Source organism: Pseudomonas sp. NPDC088414, assembly GCF_044753325.1.
In the GTDB taxonomy this organism is placed as follows: Bacteria; Pseudomonadota; Gammaproteobacteria; order Pseudomonadales; family Pseudomonadaceae; genus Aquipseudomonas.
The window spans coordinates 207,528-231,317 of the sequence record NZ_JBIVMY010000004.1 but is presented as its reverse complement, the minus strand read 5'-3'; the positions used below and the strand labels follow the sequence as shown (position 1 = coordinate 231,317).

General features: G+C 60.7%; 22 protein-coding genes. 11 read left to right on the top strand and 11 right to left on the bottom strand.

Features of this window, described 5'->3' with window-relative positions; all coding sequences use genetic code 11:
• Nucleotides 1–78: 78 nt before the first annotated feature.
• Nucleotides 79–288: a hypothetical protein gene (locus ACIP8I_RS07510; RefSeq protein WP_367084603.1), complete on the top strand. Its 210-nt coding sequence runs from the start codon at nucleotides 79–81 to the stop codon at nucleotides 286–288.
• Nucleotides 289–372: 84 nt separating this feature from the next.
• On the opposite strand, the gene ACIP8I_RS07505 is transcribed toward ACIP8I_RS07510, so the two are convergent.
• From ACIP8I_RS07505 to ACIP8I_RS07485, 5 genes are all read right to left on the bottom strand, one after another.
• Entirely contained in the window at nucleotides 373–870 is a 498-nt protein-coding gene (locus ACIP8I_RS07505; RefSeq protein ID WP_400759925.1) for a GNAT family N-acetyltransferase, read from the bottom strand.
• 108 nt (nucleotides 871–978) lie between these two features.
• Complete coding sequence (locus ACIP8I_RS07500; protein WP_400759923.1) at nucleotides 979–1,560, bottom strand: DinB family protein; 582 nt, start codon at nucleotides 1,558–1,560, stop codon at nucleotides 979–981.
• A 17-nt stretch (nucleotides 1,561–1,577) separates the two neighbouring features.
• The gene (gene zapE / locus ACIP8I_RS07495; protein WP_400759922.1) at nucleotides 1,578–2,696 is read right to left on the bottom strand and encodes a cell division protein ZapE; all 1,119 of its coding nucleotides are present in this window, start codon (nucleotides 2,694–2,696) and stop codon (nucleotides 1,578–1,580) included.
• Nucleotides 2,697–2,817: 121 nt separating this feature from the next.
• Complete coding sequence (gene speB / locus ACIP8I_RS07490) at nucleotides 2,818–3,777, bottom strand: agmatinase (RefSeq protein WP_400759919.1); 960 nt, start codon at nucleotides 3,775–3,777, stop codon at nucleotides 2,818–2,820.
• A 16-nt stretch (nucleotides 3,778–3,793) separates the two neighbouring features.
• Nucleotides 3,794–4,885, bottom strand: coding sequence for a polyamine ABC transporter substrate-binding protein (locus ACIP8I_RS07485; RefSeq protein ID WP_400759916.1), 1,092 nt, complete (start codon nucleotides 4,883–4,885; stop codon nucleotides 3,794–3,796).
• Nucleotides 4,886–4,984: 99 nt separating this feature from the next.
• Here ACIP8I_RS07485 and ACIP8I_RS07480 point away from each other — a divergent pair, with 99 nt between their 5' ends.
• The 3 genes from ACIP8I_RS07480 to ACIP8I_RS07470 all read left to right on the top strand — a co-directional run bounded on the left by ACIP8I_RS07480 (nucleotide 4,985) and on the right by ACIP8I_RS07470 (nucleotide 8,156).
• Complete coding sequence (locus ACIP8I_RS07480; RefSeq protein WP_400759914.1) at nucleotides 4,985–5,878, top strand: LysR family transcriptional regulator; 894 nt, start codon at nucleotides 4,985–4,987, stop codon at nucleotides 5,876–5,878.
• A gap of 272 nt (nucleotides 5,879–6,150) precedes the next feature.
• The gene (locus tag ACIP8I_RS07475) at nucleotides 6,151–7,617 is read left to right on the top strand and encodes a nucleobase:cation symporter-2 family protein (RefSeq protein ID WP_007966055.1); all 1,467 of its coding nucleotides are present in this window, start codon (nucleotides 6,151–6,153) and stop codon (nucleotides 7,615–7,617) included.
• 65 nt (nucleotides 7,618–7,682) lie between these two features.
• Nucleotides 7,683–8,156, top strand: a complete 474-nt coding sequence (locus tag ACIP8I_RS07470) for an LEA type 2 family protein (RefSeq protein WP_400759911.1) — start codon at nucleotides 7,683–7,685, stop codon at nucleotides 8,154–8,156.
• Nucleotides 8,157–8,297: 141 nt separating this feature from the next.
• On the opposite strand, the gene ACIP8I_RS07465 is transcribed toward ACIP8I_RS07470, so the two are convergent.
• Complete coding sequence (locus ACIP8I_RS07465) at nucleotides 8,298–9,221, bottom strand: carbon-nitrogen hydrolase family protein (protein WP_097089638.1); 924 nt, start codon at nucleotides 9,219–9,221, stop codon at nucleotides 8,298–8,300.
• 84 nt (nucleotides 9,222–9,305) lie between these two features.
• Between ACIP8I_RS07465 and ACIP8I_RS07460 the strand changes: the two genes are divergently transcribed.
• Nucleotides 9,306–10,220 carry a LysR family transcriptional regulator gene (locus ACIP8I_RS07460; RefSeq protein WP_400759908.1) on the top strand — a complete coding sequence of 305 codons (915 nt, stop codon included), beginning with the start codon at nucleotides 9,306–9,308 and terminating at the stop codon, nucleotides 10,218–10,220.
• A 7-nt stretch (nucleotides 10,221–10,227) separates the two neighbouring features.
• Here ACIP8I_RS07460 and ACIP8I_RS07455 read toward each other — a convergent pair whose 3' ends face one another.
• Nucleotides 10,228–10,482, bottom strand: a complete 255-nt coding sequence (locus ACIP8I_RS07455) for a hypothetical protein (protein WP_003224595.1) — start codon at nucleotides 10,480–10,482, stop codon at nucleotides 10,228–10,230.
• 153 nt (nucleotides 10,483–10,635) lie between these two features.
• Between ACIP8I_RS07455 and ACIP8I_RS07450 the strand changes: the two genes are divergently transcribed.
• Nucleotides 10,636–10,953, top strand: a complete 318-nt coding sequence (locus tag ACIP8I_RS07450; RefSeq protein WP_047602264.1) for a YqjD family protein — start codon at nucleotides 10,636–10,638, stop codon at nucleotides 10,951–10,953.
• 167 nt (nucleotides 10,954–11,120) lie between these two features.
• On the opposite strand, the gene ACIP8I_RS07445 is transcribed toward ACIP8I_RS07450, so the two are convergent.
• Nucleotides 11,121–12,161 (bottom strand): Ldh family oxidoreductase, encoded by a 1,041-nt coding sequence (locus ACIP8I_RS07445; RefSeq protein WP_400759905.1) that lies wholly within the window; start codon nucleotides 12,159–12,161, stop codon nucleotides 11,121–11,123.
• Between the two features lie 233 nt (nucleotides 12,162–12,394).
• Between ACIP8I_RS07445 and ACIP8I_RS07440 the strand changes: the two genes are divergently transcribed.
• Nucleotides 12,395–17,215 carry a hypothetical protein gene (locus ACIP8I_RS07440; protein ID WP_400759902.1) on the top strand — a complete coding sequence of 1,607 codons (4,821 nt, stop codon included), beginning with the start codon at nucleotides 12,395–12,397 and terminating at the stop codon, nucleotides 17,213–17,215.
• Nucleotides 17,216–17,270: 55 nt separating this feature from the next.
• Here the strand turns inward: ACIP8I_RS07440 and ACIP8I_RS07435 are convergent, their stop codons facing one another.
• The gene (locus tag ACIP8I_RS07435; protein ID WP_202368070.1) at nucleotides 17,271–17,540 is read right to left on the bottom strand and encodes a PepSY domain-containing protein; all 270 of its coding nucleotides are present in this window, start codon (nucleotides 17,538–17,540) and stop codon (nucleotides 17,271–17,273) included.
• Nucleotides 17,541–17,692: 152 nt separating this feature from the next.
• Between ACIP8I_RS07435 and ACIP8I_RS07430 the strand changes: the two genes are divergently transcribed.
• Nucleotides 17,693–18,694 carry a FecR family protein gene (locus ACIP8I_RS07430; protein WP_400759899.1) on the top strand — a complete coding sequence of 334 codons (1,002 nt, stop codon included), beginning with the start codon at nucleotides 17,693–17,695 and terminating at the stop codon, nucleotides 18,692–18,694.
• A 66-nt stretch (nucleotides 18,695–18,760) separates the two neighbouring features.
• Here the strand turns inward: ACIP8I_RS07430 and ACIP8I_RS07425 are convergent, their stop codons facing one another.
• Nucleotides 18,761–21,106, bottom strand: coding sequence for an acylase (locus tag ACIP8I_RS07425; RefSeq protein ID WP_400759897.1), 2,346 nt, complete (start codon nucleotides 21,104–21,106; stop codon nucleotides 18,761–18,763).
• 277 nt (nucleotides 21,107–21,383) lie between these two features.
• Here ACIP8I_RS07425 and ACIP8I_RS07420 point away from each other — a divergent pair, with 277 nt between their 5' ends.
• Nucleotides 21,384–21,761: a fe2+ zn2+ uptake regulation protein gene (locus ACIP8I_RS07420; RefSeq protein ID WP_045122207.1), complete on the top strand. Its 378-nt coding sequence runs from the start codon at nucleotides 21,384–21,386 to the stop codon at nucleotides 21,759–21,761.
• Between the two features lie 18 nt (nucleotides 21,762–21,779).
• On the opposite strand, the gene ACIP8I_RS07415 is transcribed toward ACIP8I_RS07420, so the two are convergent.
• Entirely contained in the window at nucleotides 21,780–21,968 is a 189-nt protein-coding gene (locus ACIP8I_RS07415) for a hypothetical protein (protein WP_007961862.1), read from the bottom strand.
• A gap of 157 nt (nucleotides 21,969–22,125) precedes the next feature.
• On the opposite strand from ACIP8I_RS07415, the gene ACIP8I_RS07410 reads away from it, so the two are divergent.
• Nucleotides 22,126–22,260 carry a hypothetical protein gene (locus tag ACIP8I_RS07410; RefSeq protein WP_007961861.1) on the top strand — a complete coding sequence of 45 codons (135 nt, stop codon included), beginning with the start codon at nucleotides 22,126–22,128 and terminating at the stop codon, nucleotides 22,258–22,260.
• A 264-nt stretch (nucleotides 22,261–22,524) separates the two neighbouring features.
• Nucleotides 22,525–23,781, top strand: coding sequence for an MFS transporter (locus ACIP8I_RS07405; RefSeq protein WP_400759894.1), 1,257 nt, complete (start codon nucleotides 22,525–22,527; stop codon nucleotides 23,779–23,781).
• Nucleotides 23,782–23,790: the final 9 nt, after the last annotated feature.

Here is a 23,790-nt window from a genome sequence, read left to right as displayed (position 1 = left end):
TAATTCCCCCCAGGGACACTGTGCCCCTAGATCTGCTTCATGGACGAACAGCTCCCACGTTTTTCAGTAGGAGGCACCATGAAAACCACCACCGCCATTCTTGCCGGGCTACTCGCCCTCGGTTCCGCCAGCGCCTTTGCCGAGGGCGGCGCCGAACGCATGCGGCATTACTACGACAACTTCCCGGTCCACCACGCGCCAAGCGAACAGCCGACCGATGCAAAAACCCCGGAACTGAAGGTTCCGGACGATCAGACCGCACAAGTCACCGAGTCTTATCGCGACTGATTCACCGAGCAACCGATGGAGCTCCGATGGCTCCGCTCTGGCCTCGGAGACGACAGTTGGGCGCCCTGTTTGGGGCGCCTTTTTTTATGCCTGCAGATCCTTGATCCAGAACAGCATGCGGCCATGCGCCGGGTCGAACATGCCGGGGGCAAAGCCGAATTTGCGATAGGAGTTCTGTGCCACCTCGTTGCCTTCGAGCACTTCGAGGGTGATCTTGCAGCAACCGCGCTGACGGGAAATCTCCTCGACCTTACGCAGCATTTTCTGGCTCAGGCCGAGGCCGCGAAATTTGCTCACGACCGCCACGTCATGCACATTGACCAGCGGCTTGCAGGCGAACGTCGAGAAACCTTCGAAGCAGTTCACCAGCCCTGCCGGCTCGCCGCCGACGAATGCCAGCACACTGAAAGCGTGCGGCCTGCGGGCCAGCTCTTCAGGCAGACGACGCAGCAGTTCCGGGTCAAGCGAATGGCCGCCGCCCATGGGATCTTCTGCGTAGTGATTGAGCACGATGCCGAGAGCTTCGGCGTGCAGTGGATTGGTGTAACTGGCTTGCAGCACAAGCATTTCTGCGGAATCCATTTCCATCCCCGATCATGGCCCCGGCGTGCAAGGTGCGCACCTGAAAGGCCGTTCGACCTTAACGCGAGGATGTTGCGGGCCACAACCGGATCTTTTGATTTCCAGGCTTCAGCGCCCCCAGATCAGCTCTTCCGTCCACCCCAGCTCGGCAAAATCCTGAGCCCGCAACCCGCTCTCGCCGGCGCAAAAAAACTCATCCAGCTGCGGCGGTTTGACCGAGGTCGCGCTGAGCATCGCATGCACCTGGCCACGATGATGAATCTGATGCTCGAACAAGTGCGAAAGCATGCGCAAGCGACTGTCATGCTGTGGCGTTTCACGGGCGATGGTGACGATCCGCCCCAGATCGGCATCGCGCAATTGCTCGCAATAGGCGATCAAACGTCGGTCCACGTGCGCCTGTTCCTCGCGCAATGCTGCGGCCTCGGTAAATGGCTCGTCGTGGGTGAAAAACACGTAGCAGTCGGGATGCGGTTGGTCACCGCGCAACTCGCGCTCCAGTGCATCGACGTAAAACCAGTCGCAGGTGAGGATGTGATTGAGGGTGAGGCGGATGCTCGGAAAGAAGCTCGCTCGCGGTGCTGCCAGGGCATCAGCGTCAAGCTGGCGCCAGGCTTTGCCCAGGCGGTGATTGGCCCACGCATTCTGGTAGGCCATGGTCAGTAAATGATGCGACAGCGGTTGACTCATGTTCGCGCCCTCTGCGCTCAGGATTCGGCAAAACGCTGCAGCTGCATCTCCTGCAAACGGCTGAGGGTGCGCCGGAACGGGAATTCCAGATAACCCTCGGTGTACAGCGCCTCCATCGGCACCTGAGCCTCAATGTATAGCGGGACTTTACGGTCGTAACACTCGTCGACCAAGGCAATGAAGCGACGCACGCCGTCGTCGTGCACCGACAATTGCGGCAACTCACGGTCGCCGGCCACCACCTGCGCCGAGCCATCCTCGGTGCCGCGAGCGATGCGCCCTTCGCGTTTCTGCGCACTGAGGTTCGGCACCTCGCTCAACAGAATAGACCGATAGCCGTCGCACAATGCGATGAAGTCCATCGCGGCGAACGGTTGCTCGCAGAGATCGGCGTAGCGGCACCATAAAACCGTTGTGCTGGCCTGCACCACATTCAACACGCGATGGCCGACGGTCACCGGTTCTGCGCTGGCGGGTTGCCCGGCGTTGAGTGCCTGGAAAACCTTGTCCAGCGCACTTTCCCGCCCTGATTCAACGACAAAATAACGCTGCTCGACCGCGCCCGGATGCAGGCGATGATCCTCGGCGCCGTTCACCGCGACAACCTGCATGTGCGCCTTGATCGCGGCAATCGCCGGGACAAAGCGATCACGGTTGAAGCCGTCGGCGTACAGCTGATCCGGCGGCAGGTTGGAAGTGCAGACGATCACCACACCTTCATCGAACATCACCTGAAACAGGCGTCCGAGGATGATTGCATCGCCGATGTCATTGACGAACAGTTCGTCGAAGCACAGCACCCGCACTTCGGCTGCCAGCTCTTTGGCCAGTGCGCGCAGCGGATCAGCGATGCCGGTCAGCTGGAACGAGCGCTGATGCACCCAGCCCATGAAATGATGAAAGTGCTGACGCCGGGCCGGCACTCGCAGGCTCTGATAGAACTGATCCATCAACCAGGTCTTGCCACGCCCGACAGGCCCCCACAAGTACACGCCAGAGACCGAACGGGCACCGGTGTGCAAGGCTTCATGGCATTTTTGCAGGGCCCAGACCGCGTGCTCCTGAGCTTCATCCTGGATGAAACCCTTGTGCTCGATCGCGTGTTGCCAGGCGCTTAAGGGAGAGTCGAAAGTCATGCGCGGCAGTATATATCCCTGTAGGAGCTGTCGAGTGCAACGAGGCTGCGATCTTTTGATTTTGTTTTAAAGATCAAAAGATCGCAGCCTTCGGCAGCTCCTACACAGGGGATTGTGGGGGTCAGAGGTCGACTTTGTGCCGGGCGGCGTACAGGCAGAGCATTTCCATCGCCAGGGTTGCCGCCGCCAGTGAGGTGACTTCTGCATGGTCATAAGCCGGCGCCACTTCCACCACGTCCATGCCCACCAGATTGATCCCGCGCAAGCCGCCGAGGATTTCCAGCGCCTGCACTGTGCTCAACCCGCCACACACCGGAGTGCCGGTGCCCGGTGCAAAGGCCGGATCCAGGCAATCGATATCAAACGTCAGGTACACCGGGTGGTCGCCGACCCGCGCGCGAATCGCTTCGACAATCGCCTCGCAGCCGCGCCGATGCACCTGACGCGCATCAAGCACTTCAAAGCCCTGATGATCGTCATTGGTGGTGCGCAAACCGATCTGCACCGAGCGCGCCGGATCCACCAGCCCTTCTCTGGCCGCATGCCAGAACATGGTGCCGTGATCGACGCGCTTGCCGTCCTCGTCCGGCCAGGTGTCGCTGTGCGCATCGAAGTGGATCAGCGACAGCGCGCCATGCTTACGTGCATGGGCCTTGAGCAACGGATAAGTGATGAAGTGATCTCCACCAAAGGTCAGCATCGCACTGCCGGCATCAAGAATGCGCTCGGCGTGGGCCTCGATGCTTTCCGGGATGCTGTGCGGCGAGCCGTAATCGAAATCGCAGTCGCCGTAATCGATCACCGCCAGATGATCGAACGGATCGAACGTCCACGGCCAGTGCCGTTCCCAGGCGATCCCGGTGGAAGCGGCGCGAACCCCCCGTGGCCCGAAACGCGCGCCCGGACGGTTGCTGGTGGCCGTGTCGAACGGCACCCCGCTGACCGCCACGTCGACGCCGCGCAAATCACGGCTGTAGCGCCGGCGCATGAAACTGGTGATCCCGGCGTAGGTGCTTTCGGCAGAGGTGCCGTACAGGCTGTCGCGGGTCATGGCTTGGTCGTTGAGCATCGGCACGTCCATCGGTGTGCTCCTTTTATTATTGATGGCTACGGAAAGTGGTCCAAAGGCGCGTGCGCTGACGCATGTCCTTGAGGCTCATGCTGCGGTCGGCGTACAAGCGCTCGCGCATTTCGGCGGGCGGGTAAATGTCCGGATCGTTACGGACTGCCTCATCCACCAGCGGCGTCGCGGCCGTGTTGGCGGTGGCGAAAAACAGCGTGTTGGTCAGTTCGGCCACGGATTCGGGGCGCAGCATGAATTCGATGAACGCCCGCGCCGCTTGCGGATTGGGCGCGTCCTTGGGAATCGCCAGGTTGTCCTGCCAGATCAACGTGCCTTCGCGAGGGATCCGGTACGCGACCTCATAGGGTTTGTTGGCCTTGTGCGCCTGATCGGCAGCCATGCTCACATCGCCGTTGTAGGTCAGCGCCAGACACACGCTGCCATTGGCCAGATCGTTGATCTGCCGCCCGGTGGCGACATACAGCACCGACGGCTGGAGCTTCTGCAACAAGGCCTCGGCGGCGGCCAGATCATTTTTTTCGGTGCTGTAGGGATCTTTACCGAGGTAGTGCAGCGCCAGCCCGATGACTTCCTGGGGCGAGTCGAGCACGGCAATCCCGCAGTCCTTGAGCTTGCTGGCGTACTCGGGTTTGAACAGCAGATCAAGGCTGTTCAGCGGCACATCCGGCAAGCGCTTTTTCACCGCTTCGACATTCAGGCCCAACCCGAGTGTGCCCCAGGTATAAGGCACGGCGTAGCGATTGCCCGGATCGACGGCCGCCAGTTTTTCCAGCAGATCAGGATCGAGGTTGGCGTAGCCCTTGAGGCCTTCGTGGGGGATTTCCTTCAAGGCGCCGGCGGCCAGACCTCGGGCCAGAACACTGGAGGACGGCACCACCACGTCATAACCGCTGCCACCGGTGAGCAACTTGGTCTCCAACACCTCGGAGGTATCGAAAGTGTCGTAGCGCACATGAATCCCGGTCTCCTGCTCGAAACGCTGCAGCGTCTGCGCCGGCACGTAATCGGCCCAGCTGTAGAGATTGAGGGTCTTGTCCTCGGCCTGTGCCTGCAGGGCCACGGACAACAACAGCGCGGGAAAACACAGCTTGAACACGGGAGCCATGACGAACACCTGAGCGGAGGAAGTGACTGCAGGATGCGCCGTCGGATACATTGCAGAAATATCAAGTTTGTTAACCTGACTTTATCCGGGAGTAATGTAATGCTCGGTCAGCTTCACGATGTCGACCTGCAGTTGCTGCGCCTGTTCGTACGGGTGGTGGAGTGCGGCGGCTTCAGCGCGGCGCAAGGTGAACTGGGTCTGAGCCAGTCGAGCATCAGCCAGCAAATGGCCAAACTCGAAACCCGCCTCGGCTATCGCCTGTGCAGCCGGGGCAAGGGCGGTTTCAGCGTCACGCCCAAAGGTGAGCAACTGCTGATCGCGATTCGTGCACTGTTCCAGTCCATCGAGACTTTCCGGCATCAGTCCAACGGCGTCGCCGGACGGCTGATTGGTGAAGTGCGGATGGGTTTGTCCGAGGCAGTTGATCAGTCAGTGCTGCTGCGGGTGGCGGAGGCGATCCGGCGCTTTCGCGAGCGCGATGAGTCGGTGCGCATCGAGTTGATCAGCGCCATGCCCGGGGAGATGGAGCGTCTGCTGCTGCAACAGCGGCTGGACCTGGCCCTCGGTTATTTCTCGCAGGTGCAGAGCGCTTTCGATTACCGCGAACTGTTCCGGGAAACCCAGCATTTGTATTGCGCGCAGGGGCATCCACTGTTCAGCGTCGATGAGCCGGATGATGCGGCATTGCAGGCCTGCGACCGGGTGGATCATCCGTACCGGTTCATGCGCACGGGCGAGCCGTTTCCTGACAAGCGCTTTTCCGCGCGTTCCGAACAGGTCGAAGGCACCCTCGCCTTCATTCTTTCCGGCAAGCATGTCGACTATCTGCCGGATCACTATGCGCGGGTCTGGGAGGACAAGGGCCTGCTGCGCGCACTGCGGCCTGGGGAATTGAGTTTCGAAGTGGCGTTTCATCTGGCCCGGCATCGCGCTCAGGTACCGGGGGACGCGCAGAAGGCGTTTGAGGAGGATTTGCTCAGCGCGTTTGCATGACCTCTAAGCTTTTGTGGCGAGGGAGCTTGCTCCCGTGCGGCTGCGTAGCAGTCGTAAAAAACTGTTGACTGGATAATGCAGAGGGCTGCTTCGCAACCCAGCGGGAGCAAGCTCCCTCGCCACAACAATGTGTGTCAGTGCGCGCGGACGCCGCCAACACCAATAAATCCTGACCTTTCAGGCAATTTTTGCTCGTTGCCCTCGCCGCCCTCTTCCGGCATCCTGCGCCTCCATTTTCTGACCCGGCCCCGCCTCGCGGCGCGCAAAACACCATGACCGCCTCTGAAAAAGTCCCGCGCAACAACGATCTGCTCTACGGCCTCAACGACCGTCCGCACCTGACTGCAACCGTCTTCGCCGCGCTGCAACACGTGCTGGCCAGCTTCGTCGGCATCATCACCCCGACCCTGATCATGGGCGGCGCCCTCGGTCTGCAGAGTGAAATTCCGTACTTGATCAGCATGGCGCTGTTCGTCTCCGGCCTGGGCACGTTCGTTCAAGCCAAGCGTTTCGGCCCGGTCGGTTCCGGTCTGCTGTGCCTGCAAGGCACCAGTTTTTCCTTTATCAGCGTGATTCTCAGCGCCGGGTTCATGGTCAAGGCCCGGGGCGGCGGCACCGATGAAATTCTCTCGACGATATTCGGCGTGTGCTTTTTCGCCGCGTTCATCGAAGTGGTGCTGAGCCAGTTCATCGGCAAACTGCGGATGCTGATCACTCCGGTAGTCACGGGCACCATCATCACCCTGATGGGCCTGTCGCTGATCAAAGTGGCGATGACCGACATTGCCGGTGGCTTCGGCGCGCCCGATCTGGGCGCCGCCAGCCATGTGTTTCTGGCCGCGTTGGTGATCGGCACTATCGTTGTGCTGAACCGGGTCGACGTGCCGTTTCTGCGCCTGGGCGCAATCGTCATCGGCCTGACCCTCGGCTACGTAGTCGCGTGGCTGATGGGCACGGTGGATTTCGCCTCGATGCCCGAAGTGCCGCTGGTCAGCGTGCCGGTGCCGTTCAAGTACGGTTTCAATTTCGACTGGGTGGCGTTCGTGCCAGTGGCGGTGATCTTCCTGGTTTCACCGCTGGAAGCAGCCGGTGACCTGACGGCCAACTCGATGATCTCGCGGCAACCGGTCAAGGGGCCGCTGTACATCCGCCGGATCAAATCCGGTCTGCTCGCCGATGGCCTCAACTCGGCGATGGCGGCAGTGTTCAACAGCATGCCGATGGTCACGTTCGCGCAGAACAACGGCGTGATCCAGTTGACCGGCGTGGCCAGCCGCTACGTGGCGTTCTTCATCGCCGGCTTGCTGGTGCTGCTGGGGCTGTTCCCGATGATCGGCGCGGTGCTGCAACTGATGCCCAAACCGGTGCTCGGCGGTGCCGAACTGGTGATGTTCGGCACCGTGGCCGTGGCCGGAATCAAGATCCTCGCCGAGGCCGGCCTGCATCGGCGCAACATGCTGATCGTGGCGATCTCGGTGGGCATGGGCCTGGGCATCGCCGCCGTGCCGGAAGTGCTGCGCGAGTTGCCGCAAGCGCTGCGTAACATCTTCGAATCGCCGATCACCGTGGGTGCGTTGTGCGCTATCGTGCTGAATATCTTCCTGCCGGAAGAATTCATTGAGCTGGAAGAAGACGATTTCGATCCGGAAGCGTCGATTCTGCAGGTCATGGAAAACCCCGATCTGCCGGCCAAAGCTGAACCTGCATCTGCAGCGGCGGTCGCACAGTTGAACCGCTGACGCGACGCCATGAAAAAAGGGCTGAGCCGGCAACGGTTCAGCCCTTTTTCGTTGAGAGACTGTTTATGCGCCGCGTCCACGCCGTCATCCTGTCCCTGCTGCTGTTGTCCCTGAGCGCCTGCGCGCTGTTTCCCAACCGCGATCCGGTGAACATCAACGTGGTCGGCCTCGAACCGTTGCCGAGCCAGGATCTGGAAGTGCGCTTCGCGATCAAGTTGCGGGTGCAGAATCCCAACGAAACGGCCATCGATTACAACGGCATCGCCCTGGATCTGGAGGTCAATGGCCGTCCCTTGGCCTCGGGCGTCAGCAATCAGGTCGGCTCGATCCCGCGTTTCTCGGAAACCGTGGTCAGCGTGCCGGTCAGTGTTTCTGCGTTCTCGGTACTGCGCCAGACTCTGGGCCTGAGCCAGACCCAAACCCTCGACAACCTGCCCTACGTACTGCGCGGCAAACTCGCGGGCGGCGTGTTCGGCACCATGCGTTTTGTCGACAGTGGCAAGCTGAGTTTGCCAAAGGCCACTGCTGCGACGTGGTAAATACACAATTTTGCAACCGCTCATAAATACCTGTGGGAGCTGGCTTGCCAGCGATAGGGCCGCATCAGCCAACATCGTCGTTGCTGACAGTCCGCCATCGCTGGCAAGCCAGCTCCCACAGGTTTTTCAATCAGCCCGAAGTTATGCGGTGAAACGCACGCCCGGTTTGGCCCGTTCATCAACCGATAGCTCAAACACATCCGGCCGCGCATAGTGGCCGACCACGTCATAGTCATAGCGCGCCCGCACCAGCTCGTCAGTATCGATCTCAGCCGTGAGTAATCCCGCCTCGCCACGCAGCGGCCCGGCCAGCACATCGCCCATCGGCCCGACAATCACGCTGCCACCGGCAATCAACGGACGGTCCGCCGGCCAATTGGCAATTTCCACACCCAGCTCGTTCGGCGAGGCCTGTACCTGACAAGCGCTGACCACAAAGCAACGGCCCTCGTGGGCGATGTGACGCATGCTGACCTGCCACATCTCGCGTTCGTCCACGGTCGGCGCACACCAGACTTCAATGCCCTTGGCGTACATAGCCGTGCGCAGCAGCGGCATCATGTTTTCCCAACACACCACAGCACCGAGTTTGCCGACCTGAGTGTCGAGTACCGGCAGCGTCGAGCCATCGCCCTTGCCCCAGATCAACCGTTCGGTGCCGGTCGGCATCAGTTTGCGATGCTTGGCCACCAGCCCCGCCTGCGGATCAAAATACAGCGCCGTGCAATACAACGTGCTGCCGGCACGCTCGATCACGCCGATCACCAGATTGGCCCCGGTGCGCGCCGACAAACCGGCCAGTGCCTCGGTTTCTGCCCCCGGCACGTCAATGGCGTTGGCGAAGTAGCGGGCGTAGGCCTCACGCCCCTCGGGCAAGCGATAGCCCAACTGCGTGCCGAAGCCCTCACCTTTCGGATAGCCACCGAGCAACGCTTCAGGCATCACCACCAGTGCCGCGCCGGACTCGCTGATCGCGTCTTCCCAGCTGAGGATCTGTTCCAGGGTTTCACCCTTGCCACCGGGCAAGGCGCCGATCTGCAGGGCGGCAACGATTGATTTGGGCATTGCGGTCACTCCATCGGGTTCAAGTGTTGCCGATTCTGCGGTGGCGCGGGATCATGAATAAAGACCGATTCACTGCTGAATGATATGAGCCAAATGAATATCGCAACCATCGACCTCAACCTGTTGAAAGTCTTCGAAGCCCTGCATGAGGAGTCCAGCGCCAGCCGTGCGGCGCTGCGTCTGGGCGTGACGCAATCGGCAGTCAGCGCGGCGTTGCGCCGGTTACGCGAGGTGTATGGCGATCAGTTGTTCGTGCGCACCGGCCGTGGCTTGGCGCCGACGCTCAAGGCCAATCAACTGAAACCGGTGGTCAGCGAGGCGCTGAACAAATGCCGGCAGAGCCTGGCGATGGTCGACCCAGAAGCCCATCACTACGAGGGCCGTTCAGTCACCGTGGGCCTGTCGGATGATTTCGAAATCGCTTATGGCCGGCGCCTGATCGAAGCCATTGCTCGCAGCGCGCCCAAGCTGCGGCTGATCTTCCGCCAGACCCACAGCCAGATCGTCGCCCGCGCCCTGATGGAACGCAGCATCGACCTGGCGATCACCGCCGGTGGTTTTGCCGAGCGCCTGCTCAGCCGTCAGGTACTGGGTGAAGGGGATTATGCGTGTCTGGTCGATCCGGGCAGTCTGGCGCCCGGCCAACAGAACATCGATTTGCCGGAGTTCGTCACCCGCGAGCACATTCTGGTGTCCTCGGGCGGTTTTATCGGCATCACCGATGAGGGGCTGGCGGCGCTGGGCCTGAGCCGGCGGGTCTGCGCCTCGACCACGCACTTTGCGGCGCTGCCGCATTTGCTCAGGGGCAGCGGCGCGGTGGCAACCATCCCCCGCCATGCCGCCCACGCCATTGCCGAGCTCAGCGGGCTGGTGCTGCTGCCCTGCCCGCTGGCGTTGCCGCGCTACCCGATCGAACTGGGCTGGCGCACCAGCACGCAGATCGATCCGGTGGTGATCAAGGTGCGTGAGGCGATTGTCGGGTGCTTCAACACCGACTGAGGCGCTGTTACTTGTTGGCCGCCATCAGTCGATTGACCTCACTGCGCACCATGTTGGCGAATTCCGGCGGGGACATGCCATCCAGCTCGGCGCGCACCCACTCGGCCCATTTGCCCTTGCGCTTGGAGCGTTCGCCGAACAACCGCGCGGCTTCGCCTTTGGCTTTGCCCAGATTGTTCTGCCAGAGTTCGAACAGACGGGATTTCTCGTCTTCCAGCGCAGCGCGCTCGGCGAGGGATTTGTCGGCCAGATTGAAACTCATGGGGAAATACCTGCTGCGTAAAATGGCGACATCTTACACGCTCGGCGGAAATCTCCCGCGCAGGTTTTTCTTTCGCACCTAAAATCAGTGCAACTTTTCAGTCAGCGCCACACTCCATTGATCACTGTTCATCCATCTGCAAGGAGTCACCCAATGGCCCGCAAATCCCGCGTGCAAGCCGTCGAAGACCAAATCAAGGATCAGGCGTTCAGCGAACTTCAGGCTTTGATCGAAGAGTCCGACAAACTGCTCAAGAGCAGCGCCTCACTGGTGGGCGAAGAAGCCGAGACTCTGCGCGGACAAATCGCCCTGAAGCTGCAACAGGCACTGGATTCCGTGTCGAGCGTGCGTGACCGCACCAAACCGGCGGTCGAGGCCACCGAAAGCTACATTGGCGGCCATCCATGGCAGACCGTGGCGATTTCCGCCGGTTTCGGTCTGGTGGTGGGCCTGCTGCTCGGTCGTCGTTAAGTGATATTTGCCTGATCCCATTCTGTGGAGTCAGGCAGTAAACCTGTGGCGAGGGAGCTTGCTCCCGCTGGACTGCGCAGCAGTCCCCCTGTTCTCAAGTAGACAAAGGGGGGCCGCTTCGCGACCCAGCGGGAGCAAGCTCCCTCGCCACATTGGTTATCTGACAATTATTCCCCGGCCAGCTCTCGCAACTGCGCCAGCGTCTGCTCATCCAGCACAATCCCCTCGGCCAGCGATCTGGCCCGCTGCAAATGCCGCCGATCACCCGGCAAGCGCTTCAGCCCCACCCCATGCATCTGCCGCACCAGCTCTTCGCTGCGCTCGGCAAAGCTCTGCCCGGCAGCCTTGCTCGGGTCGATGACGATCAGCAGTTGCCCGGTCCACGGGGTCTTGGCCCCGGGATGATTCGACCAGTCGAACTCGAAGGAAAAATTGCCCCCGGTCAACGCCGCCGCCAGCAGCTCGACCATCATCGACAGCGCCGACCCCTTATGCCCGCCAAACGGCAACAGCGCGCCGCCTTCAAGAATGGCTTTCGGATCCTGCGTCGCCTGCCCAAGACCGTCCACACCCATTCCGGCAGGCAGACGTTCACCCTTGCGCGCGGCAATCTGCACGTCGCCGTGAGCAATGGCGCTGGTCGCCAGATCAAAGACAATCGGCGCACCACCGGCGCGCGGCGCGGCAAAGGCAATCGGGTTGGTGCCGAACAGCGGCCGATCAGCGCCATGCGGTACCACGCAGGTCATGCTGTTGACCACGCTGAGCGCCACCAGTCCTTCCTCGGCGAACGGTTCGACGTCCGGCCACAGCGCCGCAAAGTGATGGGAATTGCGAATTGCCAATGCAGCGATCCCGGCATTGCGCGCCTTTTCCACCAGCAGCGGCCGAGCAGCGGCCAGCGCCGGCTGGGCGAAACCGTTGCCGGCATCAACCCGCACAAAACCCGGAGCCACATCTTCGACTTGCGGCACAGCCTGACCATTGACCCAACCGCTATTGAGGGTCGAAACATAACCGGGGATACGGAACACGCCATGACTGTGCGCACCGTCGCGTTCGGCACTGGCGCAGTTGGCAGCCAGAGTGCGGGCGACGGACGCCGACGTACCGTGGCGCAGGAAAACCTTTTCAAGCAATTGCGTCAGCGCTTCGAGCGAGAGTGTGGACGCAACGGGGGAAGACACGGAATCGTGTGGCGCAGACATCTGAAGCTCCAGACTAATTATTGGAGGGAACAACAGCGTACGAACAGCTTGCCCAGCGATTAACCACGCCCGGTACGGGTGCTGTCAACCGTTGTGGTGCCGGCATGTCGCTGCCAGCACATTGCGCTGCCGCTTGTGCGGTAACTATGTACCACCCGTGCTATCTGCCCGGTCTTTAGTCTCGTGTCTCAATTTACCGGTGCACCGGCCGGTGCCCTGAACGAGACCCGATGATGCCTGCACCCACTCCTCCCCTGCTGCTCCAGCCCATGCTCAACTCCCCCGGATCGTGGCGCGAACTCGGCCACCTCCATCACATGTCCAGCGCTGACTTCCGATGGCTGAGTCACGTGCAACTGGCGACCCATGCCCTGCGCAGTCAGCAGACCCCGCCCATGCTTGCCCAGCGCATCCTGCTCAACACCGAAGGCGCACCAGCGGTGCCGTTGGCGGGCAGCTTCATCCTCAGCGCCACCCCGGATGATCGCGGCATTCTGTTGTACACGCCTTTTGCCGGGCTGAAAAAACATGCCAGCCTCGCCAGCCTGACTGCGCATCTGGAACAGCATCTGAACAGTGCCCGTGAGGACGATCGGCTGCTGGCGCTTCTCGCCCTTTCCCACCGCAAACGACTGGCAAAACGGCACGGTATCAGCGTGACCTATCAGCTTATCGAGGGCGATATATTCGAGGATCAACGCGCCGCCATCGAGCACTGCCAGCAGCTCAACGCGCAGGCGATGCTCGATGAGCTGATGCAACTGCCCGAGCTTGGCAGCCTGCTCCAGACCATCGTCGACGAACTGCTGACGCCAACGATGCGCGACGTCGACCAGACCCGCACGCGCGTGAGCCTGTATGCAACTGCAACCAGCCCGGCATCGGCAGACCTCGCTTCGCGGCGCGAGCTTGAAGCGCTGTCACTTGGTAATGCGTTGCTGTTGCACTATCGCCACTCCGGATGGCCGGCTGGCCAGATCCATGAGTTTTCGAACCCCGACCGGACTTTCCAGGCCAGTGACCAGCAACATTGGGAGACAGCCATCACCACGGCTTCAGGCAAACTGCTGGTGTTGCTGTACCAGCAAATGGAGCGCTACTGGAATGGCCCCGGCGCTGACGGGGCCTCGCGGCGCGACGTTTTTGCGCAGATTATTCGGCAGCAGGCGCTGGCGGACTTTTTGCTCAAGCGCGAGGCCGGCATCATCGATCAGCGTCAATTCGACAGCCTGCTGACGTCGTTGGGTTTCAATGAAAGTCTGGCACCTCGCGCGGCCGTGGAAACCGTGCGTCTGTGGGAGCACCAGGCAAACTTCGTGGAACTGGCCGGTGCGCTGATGATCAGTCATTCCGACAGCTGCCTGTATACCCCGACTCACGGTTTGCAGGTGCTCAGGGACTACGCAGATCTGAAAGCCATGCTGCTCGGCAAGTTCGCCAGCCCCGGGCATGAAGACGAACTCTATGGTCTGTTGAGTCTCGACGAGCGCCAACGCTTCCTCGGTTTCGACCGGCCGCAGGTTTCCGGCCAATCGATTGCCGGAGACGTGTTCAGCGTCCTGCTCGAGTTGATCATCACCAAGCAACGACAGAACATCGACTATGCCTTGCAGTTGTACCGGCACAGCGACGGCGTCGTGGATATCCGCGCGCTGTTCGACAAGGCCCTGGACATCCGTTCGATGCTCCACGAGCGCCTTGTGCCACTGGATGCCCGCGGGCGCTGGAGCACCCGACCGATGCTCACCGGTCACCCATTGCCCTCAAGGGTGCTGGCGGACACCGCCGCGGCCGAAGTGCGCAAGTTCGCCAGCATCATGCCGACCATCGCCGCAGACTTCGCCGCCCAGCCACTGACCGTTACGGCGCTGCAGCGCACCTACCTGCTGGGTATTGCCGCGAAGCTGGCACACGCCCTGTCTGTCGGCATCAATGGCGAAGCACGGTTGAGAGTCCTGAACGGAACGCTGAGCCGCCATCAGCAAGCCCTGGTCGACACCGTGTTCAATCCGGATCACCCGGATCGCAGCCGCCGCAAGGCACTCAACGGGTTTCGGCCGGACGCCTGGGCATTGACGTTACAGCTCGCCGGACAGAGCGAAATGCTGCCGCTGGCCAACTGCGTCCTGCTCACGGAACGCGGTGGCCTCGATACGCAGCACTCCGGACGCGCGATCTTGTGGACCCCGGCTCTGGGCCTGGAAGTCTTCCGCTCGATCGAGCACGCCAGGCAGGTTTTGAACCAGCGGCTGCTGGATCCGCAAAAACGCCTGATGCTGCTGGAAAATCTTTCACCCCTGCACCAGAGGTTCCATCAACACTACACGCTGGGACTGTTACAGCTGATCAGCGGTAATGTCCTGCAGGATCGTATCGAGTCAGCGATCGAACACTTTCTCCAGCGCTGTGAACAGGTGCGGGGCCGCCAATGGCCAAAGCCGCGCGAAACGCAGATTCTCAAAACGTTGAGTGAGCAAGTCGTTGAGACCAATCTGCAACGTGCCACCGCTCTGGCGCAGGCACTCGGCAAACAGCATTCTTTGCCTGCCTGGCTGGGAATGGCCAGGCTTGAAGAGCAGCAGTTGCATCTGGAACTGCTGGAACAGTGGCGCCTCAGCGTCATTGACGATCAGGATTATCTCCACGCGCTGCCAACCTTGCGTGATTACATCCAGCAGACCCTTCGAACGCTGCTGAGCAACCACTTGCACAGGCAGGATCTCGACCCCGAACAGATCACCGTCACCCCGGCGCAGCCCCTGATCGGGTCCGCGATGAGCCTGACCGATTTCGCCTTGAACCATGCGCATGTTGCACAGGACACTGCCTTCACCCTCAGTTCGAGCACCGACCAAGCGCTGCCGACGGGACTCGACCAGCAAGCGGTCAGAAGTCTTCTGTTGTCCTTGAACGTAGCGACAACATTTGCCGACAAAATCACCAAGGCGTTGTCTGTGGATGGCGTCGATGCCGAACAACGCAAGCAGCGTTTCCTCCGGCAACTACCCTGGCAACTGCTGCAGCATGCCCATCAGCTGCAACTGCAACAACGCTTGTCGCCGAAGGCCTTCAGCTTGATTTCACAGGTGCTCGACATGCCCGATGCCGTCGCTCGTGCGACCGTGCAAGGGGCCGATGCGATTGTCCGGCCGTTGGCGCTGATCAAGACTGCCGGAGCCTCAGCGATCAAGGCGCTGGGACTGTACTTGATCGGCCCTGCGGGACAACCCGGCCCTCAAGTACTTTATGCGCCGTACCATGGAGAGCACGCATTCAGTGAGTTCGAGAACGAGGCGGCAGTGATCGCCGCGCTGAACACGCCGGGTTCACTGCAGGACTTGCTGCTGCGCCGCTTGCCGGAAAGTCAACGTTCGATCTTCAGCGCGTTGTTCAAGGCGAGCAACGGCCAGACAAGCGAGATGACCCTGGCGACCACCCCGGTCAACGGCAACTTGCTGCTGCAGTTGTTCGACGACAATCTGGCGTTGTTGCCACACTTGCTGAGCAGCCATTCTCTGCCATCGGCGCAGGCGGATTGGGACGCCGCGAAGCACCTGTTCAGTTCCGGCATCCAGCAGGTCCGGGGCCTGCTGCCGGGCAAGCTCGCCTATGTGCAGTTTCTCTGGCAAAGCTTCAAGGATTTCATGGGCTCGGCCGAAGCGTTGCAGGATCACCACTGGAAACGTGCGCTGCAAACCTTTGTCGCTGGCGCAGCGCAGATGATCACCCTCGGGCGACTGGCACTGGAGTCACGTCTGGAATCTCAAGCTGTGGCAGCGCCGCAAGCACCGCAGCCAGCCACGCTGAGTGCTCCCGTCCTTGCGCAGACAGAGCCGACCGATCCGTTGCGCACCTCGCTGCAGACCTTTGAAGCTCCGACGGTCGCGCTGAAGGATCTGACTCACAATGCAGCCGAAGGCACGTATCAGGACCTGAAAACCAAAGCGACCTACGCCCCCATTGCCGGCAAAGTCTATCCCGTGGAGCGGCCGGGAGCCGTCTGGCAAATCAAGGGCGCCGAGCAGCCAGGTCCGGTGTTGCAACACACCGCTTCCCGGCAACTGGTGCTGGACCCGGATCGCCATACCGTGCATTTCGGCAAGGCCATGTCGACGATGTTCAACCATTACGTCACCCATCGCCAAGCCCGGTACATGCTGAATATCGAAGCGCAAGGCATGGAAGAAATCCGCGCCCGCCATCCGGACAAAGCACGCATGTTGATCGAGGCAATTGATCTGGCCCGGCATTACGCATTCAACAGCCTGCACAATCTTGCCCAACTGAGAAACTACGTGCCGGGCACCCGCCTCGATACTTTTCTCAAGTCTTTTTTTGACGTGCAACGGATTGATGCCGACATTCTCGACAAGTTGAAGCAGGCGATCGTGCCGATCTGTGATGCACTGGTCGATCCAACGGAAGACCTGTTGAACACCAGTCGCTTTGTGGTCGGCTCGAACAGATACAGCAGCTCGGGTGTTATTGCCTTCGTACTGGGTGGCGATTTACTCAAGAAAGTCCATTTCACCGAAAAGTTCTTCAATCAAGGGCTGGATTGGTACAACACAGGCCTGACCGAACCGTTCAATGTTGACGGGCATGCACGGGCAGCGACGCTGATCCACGAGTTTTCCCATCAGTTCAGCAAGACCGTCGACATTGCCTCCCTGGAAGCGCGGCGCCCGTTTGCTGATCTGATTGCTACGGTGACCGGTTACGGAGCTGCCCGCAAACAGGTACAGACACGATTTCAGCGCGAAGCACTGTCACTGTCCACGCGCCGAGATGAGCTGTTTTCGCGCTGGAGCAACAACCGTCAGGAGTGGCTGGATATCGACGAGTTTGAGGGCATGGATCATGTGTGCAGGGAAATCCTCAGGACCACCCGCACCACGAATCTTGAGGACGCGCGAACGGCGTTTCTCAGCCCGACCAACCCGCATCCACGCATCGACACGATATTGCGCAACGCCGATTCGATCGCCTTCCTGATCTGCGAAATGGGCCGCCAGCTTGATCCGGTGACCCAGCCTCACGGCGGGCTCAACTGAGGCAAAAAAAAATGCGCAGGCGGTTGGCCTGCGCATGGTTTATCGCTGGGTGAACTCAGTCTTTCTGGTCACGCAATACATTGCCCGAGGCGCCGTCGATGCGGAATTCATACACCGAACCGTCGGCCTTGCGGCCCTCACCCTTCCAGTAGCCGTCATTGTCGGCCTCGATTTCATAGACTTCGACGTAACCGGCCTTGGTTTTCACGATCTCGATAGCCTTTTCGATGGTGACCCAGCCTGCACCGGGACGATCAGCCATGGCGGCACCGGCACTGAACAGAGCAGCGGTGGCGATTGCAGCGGCAAAGGTTTTTTTGATCATTTTTTCACTCCATTTGTGGATGATGTTCCTCGGATGTCCTGTTTTTGGGCGTCTGACGGAAAAATAAGTTCCACTTTGATGGGCAATTGCCATGACGGATGTTCTCGGCGCAACGCCCGCAAGGTTAGAATGCAGCAAATCAGGACGAGTCAATGACCCAAGAATCCCTCTCGGAAGCCGAATACGATGCGATCACCGATGCCGCCGCGCACTGGTGCATGCGTCTGCACGCCGTAGACTGCTCCGCCGAGGAGCGTCTGGCTTTCGAGCAATGGCGCGATGCGCATCCGCTGCATGCATTCGAATATGAAGCGATGCTGGAAATCTGGGACGTTGCCGAACACTTGCCACGTCCGCAGACGCCGCCGAGTGTGCCGCTGAATAAACCGCTGCCCACCTGGCGGCGCTACCCAATTGCCGCGAGCGTCTGCGCGCTGGCCTTGCCACTGGCGGCCTACAGCGGCTGGAACCTGGGCTTGCTCCCCAACAGCTACCAGCATTTCGCAGCCACCGACAATGTCCGTCAGGTCACCTTGAAGGACGGCAGTCAGGTCGAGCTCAACCTCAATACCGAGTTGACCTTCAGCAATTACAAGGACGAGCGGCGGGTCACCCTGAAGAAGGGTGAAGCGTTTTTCGAAGTCAGCCATGACCTCTCCCACCCGTTCGTGGTCAGGGCCGGCGAAGGCAAGATCCGCGTGACCGGCACCCGCTTCAATGTCTGGCTCTACGAAGATCAGGTGCGGGTCAATCTGATCGAAGGCTCGGTGCTGGTGACCAGCAACGCCGCCCTGCCCGGCGACGGTCTGCGCCTGGGGCCGGCCATGCAGGCGCAGTACCGGCATGGCGACTACATGCCGCAGATCAGTCAGACCTACGCCAACGACAACGCCCTGGCCTGGCGCAACGGCAAACTGGTGCTCGACAACCTGGCACTGAACGACGCCTTGCCGCTGATCAATCGCTACCTGAGCAAACCGCTGAAACTGGCCGACGCCAACACCGGCACGATCCGCGTCGGCGGCGTCTACAACATCAAAGAACTCGGCGGCCTCGTCAACACCCTGCCCAAGGTGCTGCCGGTCTATCTGACGCGCAATACCGAGGGTGATCCGGTGATCAACTCGATGCCGCGGCAGCCACCGAAGAGTTGAGACACACAAGCAAAAAAAAGCCGCTGTCCCCGTTCAGGGAGCAGCGGCTTTTTCGTTCAGCCTGACTTACTGCGCAACCACCTCGGCGCTCTTGCCCGCCACCTCGCGAACGGTTTGCAGCTGATACTGCGGATCAGCGGCGATCTGCTGCTCAGTGAACGGCAGCACACTCCACTGTTTTTTCGAAAATGCCTCGGTCTGATCGCGAGAGTATTTCGACTCCGGGTCACTCGACAGCGAGAACGCCAGCAGCCCTTGAGCGTGCGGGCCTTTGTCGTCGAAGGTCACCACTTGCAGATAGCTGGTGCCGCTGACCACTTCGAGTTTGCCGTCTTCACGCGGCACACTCTGGATCGCGTTGTAGATCCCCAGCGTTCCCGGGCCGCCGTGAATCGCAGTTTGTCGAGCGCCGCTGCTCACCACCTGAATATCGCCCCAGCGGGTTTCAGGTTTGAGGCCCATTTTCTGTGCCGTGGCGGCCGACGCCAGCAGCGCTTCACGCAGTGCCTTGCTCACCGCCGGTTGCTCGATCGCCAGACCACGTGGCGTGTGTTGCGGGTCTTTTGAATCGAACGGTACGCGCCAGACATCCGGCGCCTGTTGCAATGCCTGCATGATGTTCTGGAAATGCACCAGGCCAATGCCCGAATCCAGATTCGCCCGACCGTCCCAACCCTTGAGGCTGGCGCAAACCGGCTTCAACGCGGCCGCGTCCGCACCCAGATCCCCTGCGCAGAATTTCAACAGATCGGGCAGCACCTGAGACGCCAGATAAACGTTGTCATCCATCACCATCTGTTGCAGATCCTTCACCGCCAGCGGGCCTTTTTTGCCCAGAGTACTCAGACGCTCCAGCGCAAAGCGCGCACGCAGGCCCAGCGGCTGGCCGTCCTGACTGATCAGCGGCGAGAATCCGGTCAGCGGTTGTGCCGGGTTTGCCAGCCACGCTGAATCGTTGGAGTGCTGGACGAAGTCCTTGCGCAACAGTTGCGGCAGCTGGCTGGCGGCATAGATGCCCTTCTGCGCAGCTTGCGGATCGATGTCCCAGGCGCAAGCGCTGTTGGAACCGTCGAGCACGATCATCTGCAAGCCGATGCGCGGGTCGCTGCATTTGGCCAGTTTGTCGGCGCTGACGTTCGGCACCACCGACAGGTTCATGTACAGCGTCTGTCCCTTGTCATCCACGGCCAGGGTGTTGACCCACGGAATGCCCTGGAGCTTGTGCACCGAATCCTGCAGATCCTTGAGGCTCGAGGCCTGGTTCATCGCGTACCACTGCGTCAGCACGCGGTCATTGTCCAGGTTGGCGTCGCGCAGGCTGTAGGCGTACTGATGATCCCAGTCGAGTTTGCCCGGCCATTGCACGATCGGGCCGAACTGCGAGCTGTAGACATCGCGCGAAACCGGCACCACCTGGCCATCCGCCTGTTTGACCTGCACGGTGACCGTCTGCTTGTTCAGCGGCAGCGATTTACCGTCGAGCAGGTAGCGGGTCGCGTCTTTCGGATCGAGTTGCAGGCGATACAGGGTGAAGTGTTTGGATGAATCCACGGTGTGGGTCCAGGCCAGGTGCTGATTGAAACCGATGTTGATCATCGGCAACCCCGGCAAGGCTGCGCCCATGACGTCGAGTTTGCCCGGAATGGTCAGGTGCATCTGGTAAAAGCGCATGCCGCCGACCCACGGGAAATGCGGGTTGGCCAGCAACATGCCGCGCCCGTTGAACGAGCGTTCGCTGCCGACCGCCACGGCGTTGCTGCCGCGATCCAGGGCGAAGCGCTGCAGGCGCGCATCCGCCAACTGATAGGCCTGCGCATTGCTGCCGAGCTGCGCCGTGGCCTGCGGCGGCGTCGCGCCTGCCAGGGCTTCGGCGAACTGCCCGACACCGCCCTCGACCAGCAGGCGTCGAGTGAGTTTCACCAGATCCTCGGCGGCGATATCACGCACCCACTCACCCTGACACTGTTGCGGCAGCCCCTGCTGGCGGCGCTCGGCCAGATAGCGGTTGTAACCCGCTGCGTAACCTTCCACCAGATCATGCACCTGCGCCGGTTGCGCGTCCCAGAAGGCTTTCACCGCTTCGGGGGTGTTGAGCCAAGTGAAGAACAGGTCGCTGACGCGATTCTCGCGCTGTTCGACAGTGAACTGCTCCGGCCCGAAATAGCGCGAGCGCTGGCCATTGACCGTGACGATCTCATTGGCCAGCAGGCACAAGTTGTCCTGCGCGTAGGCGTAACCGATGCCGAAACCCAGACCGCGCTCGTTCTCGGCGCGGATGTGCGGCACACCAAAGGAGGTGCGACGGATATCGGCACTGGCCTGTGCTGCGGGACTGAAGGCATGGGCGGACAGACTGAGTCCGAGAAACGCACCGGCGAGGGCCAGTCCGGTTAACTGTCGGGAAATAATCACACTCGCTCCTGAACGACAAGACAAGGATCGGCGCTTGCGCCGGATCCGCTCTGAAATTGATTCATGCGCCTGGGCGCAAGACGGCTGTTCAGGAAACGAATGCGGGAAAAAAAATTTAGCCCGATTGACGAGGGTGCAATCCCCTGATTACGGGAAAACAACGAATAACCGACAAAATTTCTACATATTTCCTTTCATGATTTGTCGTACTGAAACGTCTTGTTTACTGAGAGCAGTCAAAACGTTTCCTGATCGGGCTCTGAAAAGGAGTAACCCCATGTACAACTCGCAACTACCAACGGACGGTAGCCAGGCGTCACAAGGAGCTGCCATGAGTTCCCGCGCGAGCAGTTTCGCCCCCAGCCCCGAACGCCTGGGTAATGAGCGCATTCGCCTGCTGCTGAAAAGCTTCGGCCTGCGCACCAGCCTGATTCGCCTGAAAGTCATCGACGCCCTGCTGGTCGCCGCGCAAAGCGATCGACGCCTGGGCGTGCGCGGTGTGCACAGCCAGTTGCTGGACCTGGATATTCCGTTGTCCTTTCTCAGCGTGCGCGAAGTGTTGAAACGTCTGTGTGCCGAAGGTGTGGTCACCTTCAACCCGGACAAGAGTTACAGCCTGCATCCACAGGCTGCTGCCGTGCTCAATCACGATTGAAGCGTCCCGCGATCGCCGTCAGGGTTTGACCTTGCGGCGCATCACCCCGTTGATCACCACCACGACCACCGCCACACCCATGGCGATGTACTGGAACATCTTCTGACTGATCATCCCGGCATTTTGCAGCCAGGACAGGCCGAGCATGATCGCCAGCACCGACAGGGCGATCAGGATCGAGTATTTCAAGCGTTGCTTCTGGGTCATTGCGGGTTCCTGAAACTTTCAAATGTATCCGGTTTGTATCCGATTGCATGCCATGCACATACCGTGTTGCGGGGATGGGCGTGGCTGAACGCGGTCTCATGTTACAGCCGATGAAGAGTTTTGGCTTCATGCCGGCGTAACCATGAGGATCCTTGAAATGTTCCGTCGAATCACCTGGCTGATTCCTGTCCTTGCCGTTCTGACCTTGAGCGGCTGCATCATTTTCCCCCACGGCGGCTGGCATGACGACCACCATCGTTATCAGGAAGGCCCCGGTTATTACCATCGTTAGAACAGGATTGTTCGCCTTCCCGTGTGTCTGAAAGCACAGGAAGAGACGCTGTAAAAATCATCTCAGAGCAAACCATGCCCGCCCGCCAGCGGGCATTTTTTTGGCTGCGCGCGACCGTCGATCATGACTGTTCAATGCGCAGGTCGATTCACTTAAATACGCTGTAAGTATTTGAAATTTCATGTCGCAGCAAAGCATTGGATGCTGCAACAGCTCTGCCCCTAGTCTCTGTGAACTTTCTCGCTCACTGAAACAGGGATGTTTATGCAGAGAACCTTGATCGTAATGACGCCCGTGCAGACTATTGGATTCTGCCTGGCCATTACCGCTTTTGAACTGCTCACCTACATGGCCAGCGACATGATCATGCCGGCCATGTTGACGGTGACCGGCGAGTTCAACGCCGATGCCCGCCACGTTCCCAATGCCTTCAATCTGTATCTGCTGGGTGGCGTGTGCCTGCAATGGTTGATCGGCCCGCTCTCGGATCGCTACGGCAGACGCCGGCTGCTGTTGCTCGGCTGTGCGCTGTTTGGTCTGGCGTGCAGCGCGGCGGTGATGACGCAGCGCATTGAGGCCTTCAACGCAATGCGCCTGATTCAGGGCATGGGTCTGGGGTTCGTCGTTGCCGTCAGCTATCCGGCGTTGCAGGAAGTGTTCTGCGAGGCCGATGCGGTGCGGCTCATGGCGTTGCTCGGCAATGTCGCGCTGCTGTCGCCGCTGCTTGGACCGTTGCTCGGCAGCCTGCTGCTGGAATGGCTGAGCTGGCGGCAGATGTTTCTGGGTCTGGGGCTGGCCAGTGCCGTGGTCTGGCTCGGTCTGCTGGCCTGGATGCCGGAAACGATAGGCGTCACGCGCCGCGACGACCAGCAGCAGGCCCCGGCGTCGTTTTCGCTCACGCAAGTCGGCCGGGGCTACCTCACACTGCTGCGCAATCGCCGATTCGTCGGCTGCAGCGTGGCGCTGGGCCTGATGAGTCTGCCACTGATTGCCTGGATCGGACTGGCGCCGGTATTGCTCATGCAGCGCCTGGAGCTGTCTGCACTGGCGTACGGCATGTGGCAGATCCCGGTGTTCTCGGCGGTGATCGTCGGCAATCTGCTGCTGGATCGATTGCTCGCCAGACACACACTGGTCCGGGTGATTGGCTTGGCTCTGTGGCCGTTCTGTCTCGGACTGTTGATGCTGATCGGCGCGGCCCTGAGTTCGGCGGCACTGGTAATGGCCGTCGGCGGACTGTCCCTCTATGCGCTGGGACTGGGCATGAGCAACGCTGCGTTGTACCGGCTGGCGCTGTTCTCCAGCCCCGATGGCAAAGGTCTGGTCTCGGCCATGATTGGCATGCTGTCGATTGCCGTGATGGGCCTCGGCGGCTCGCTCATCGCTACCGTTGGTGGCAGCGACAACCTGAAATCCTTCTGCCTGTTGGCAGCCCTCGGCGGCCTGCTGTGCCTGCCCCTGCTCTACCGCATTCTGCGCCACAACCCTGCGGCATCCGCCGCGTCCAACGTACATCAATAAGGATATTCG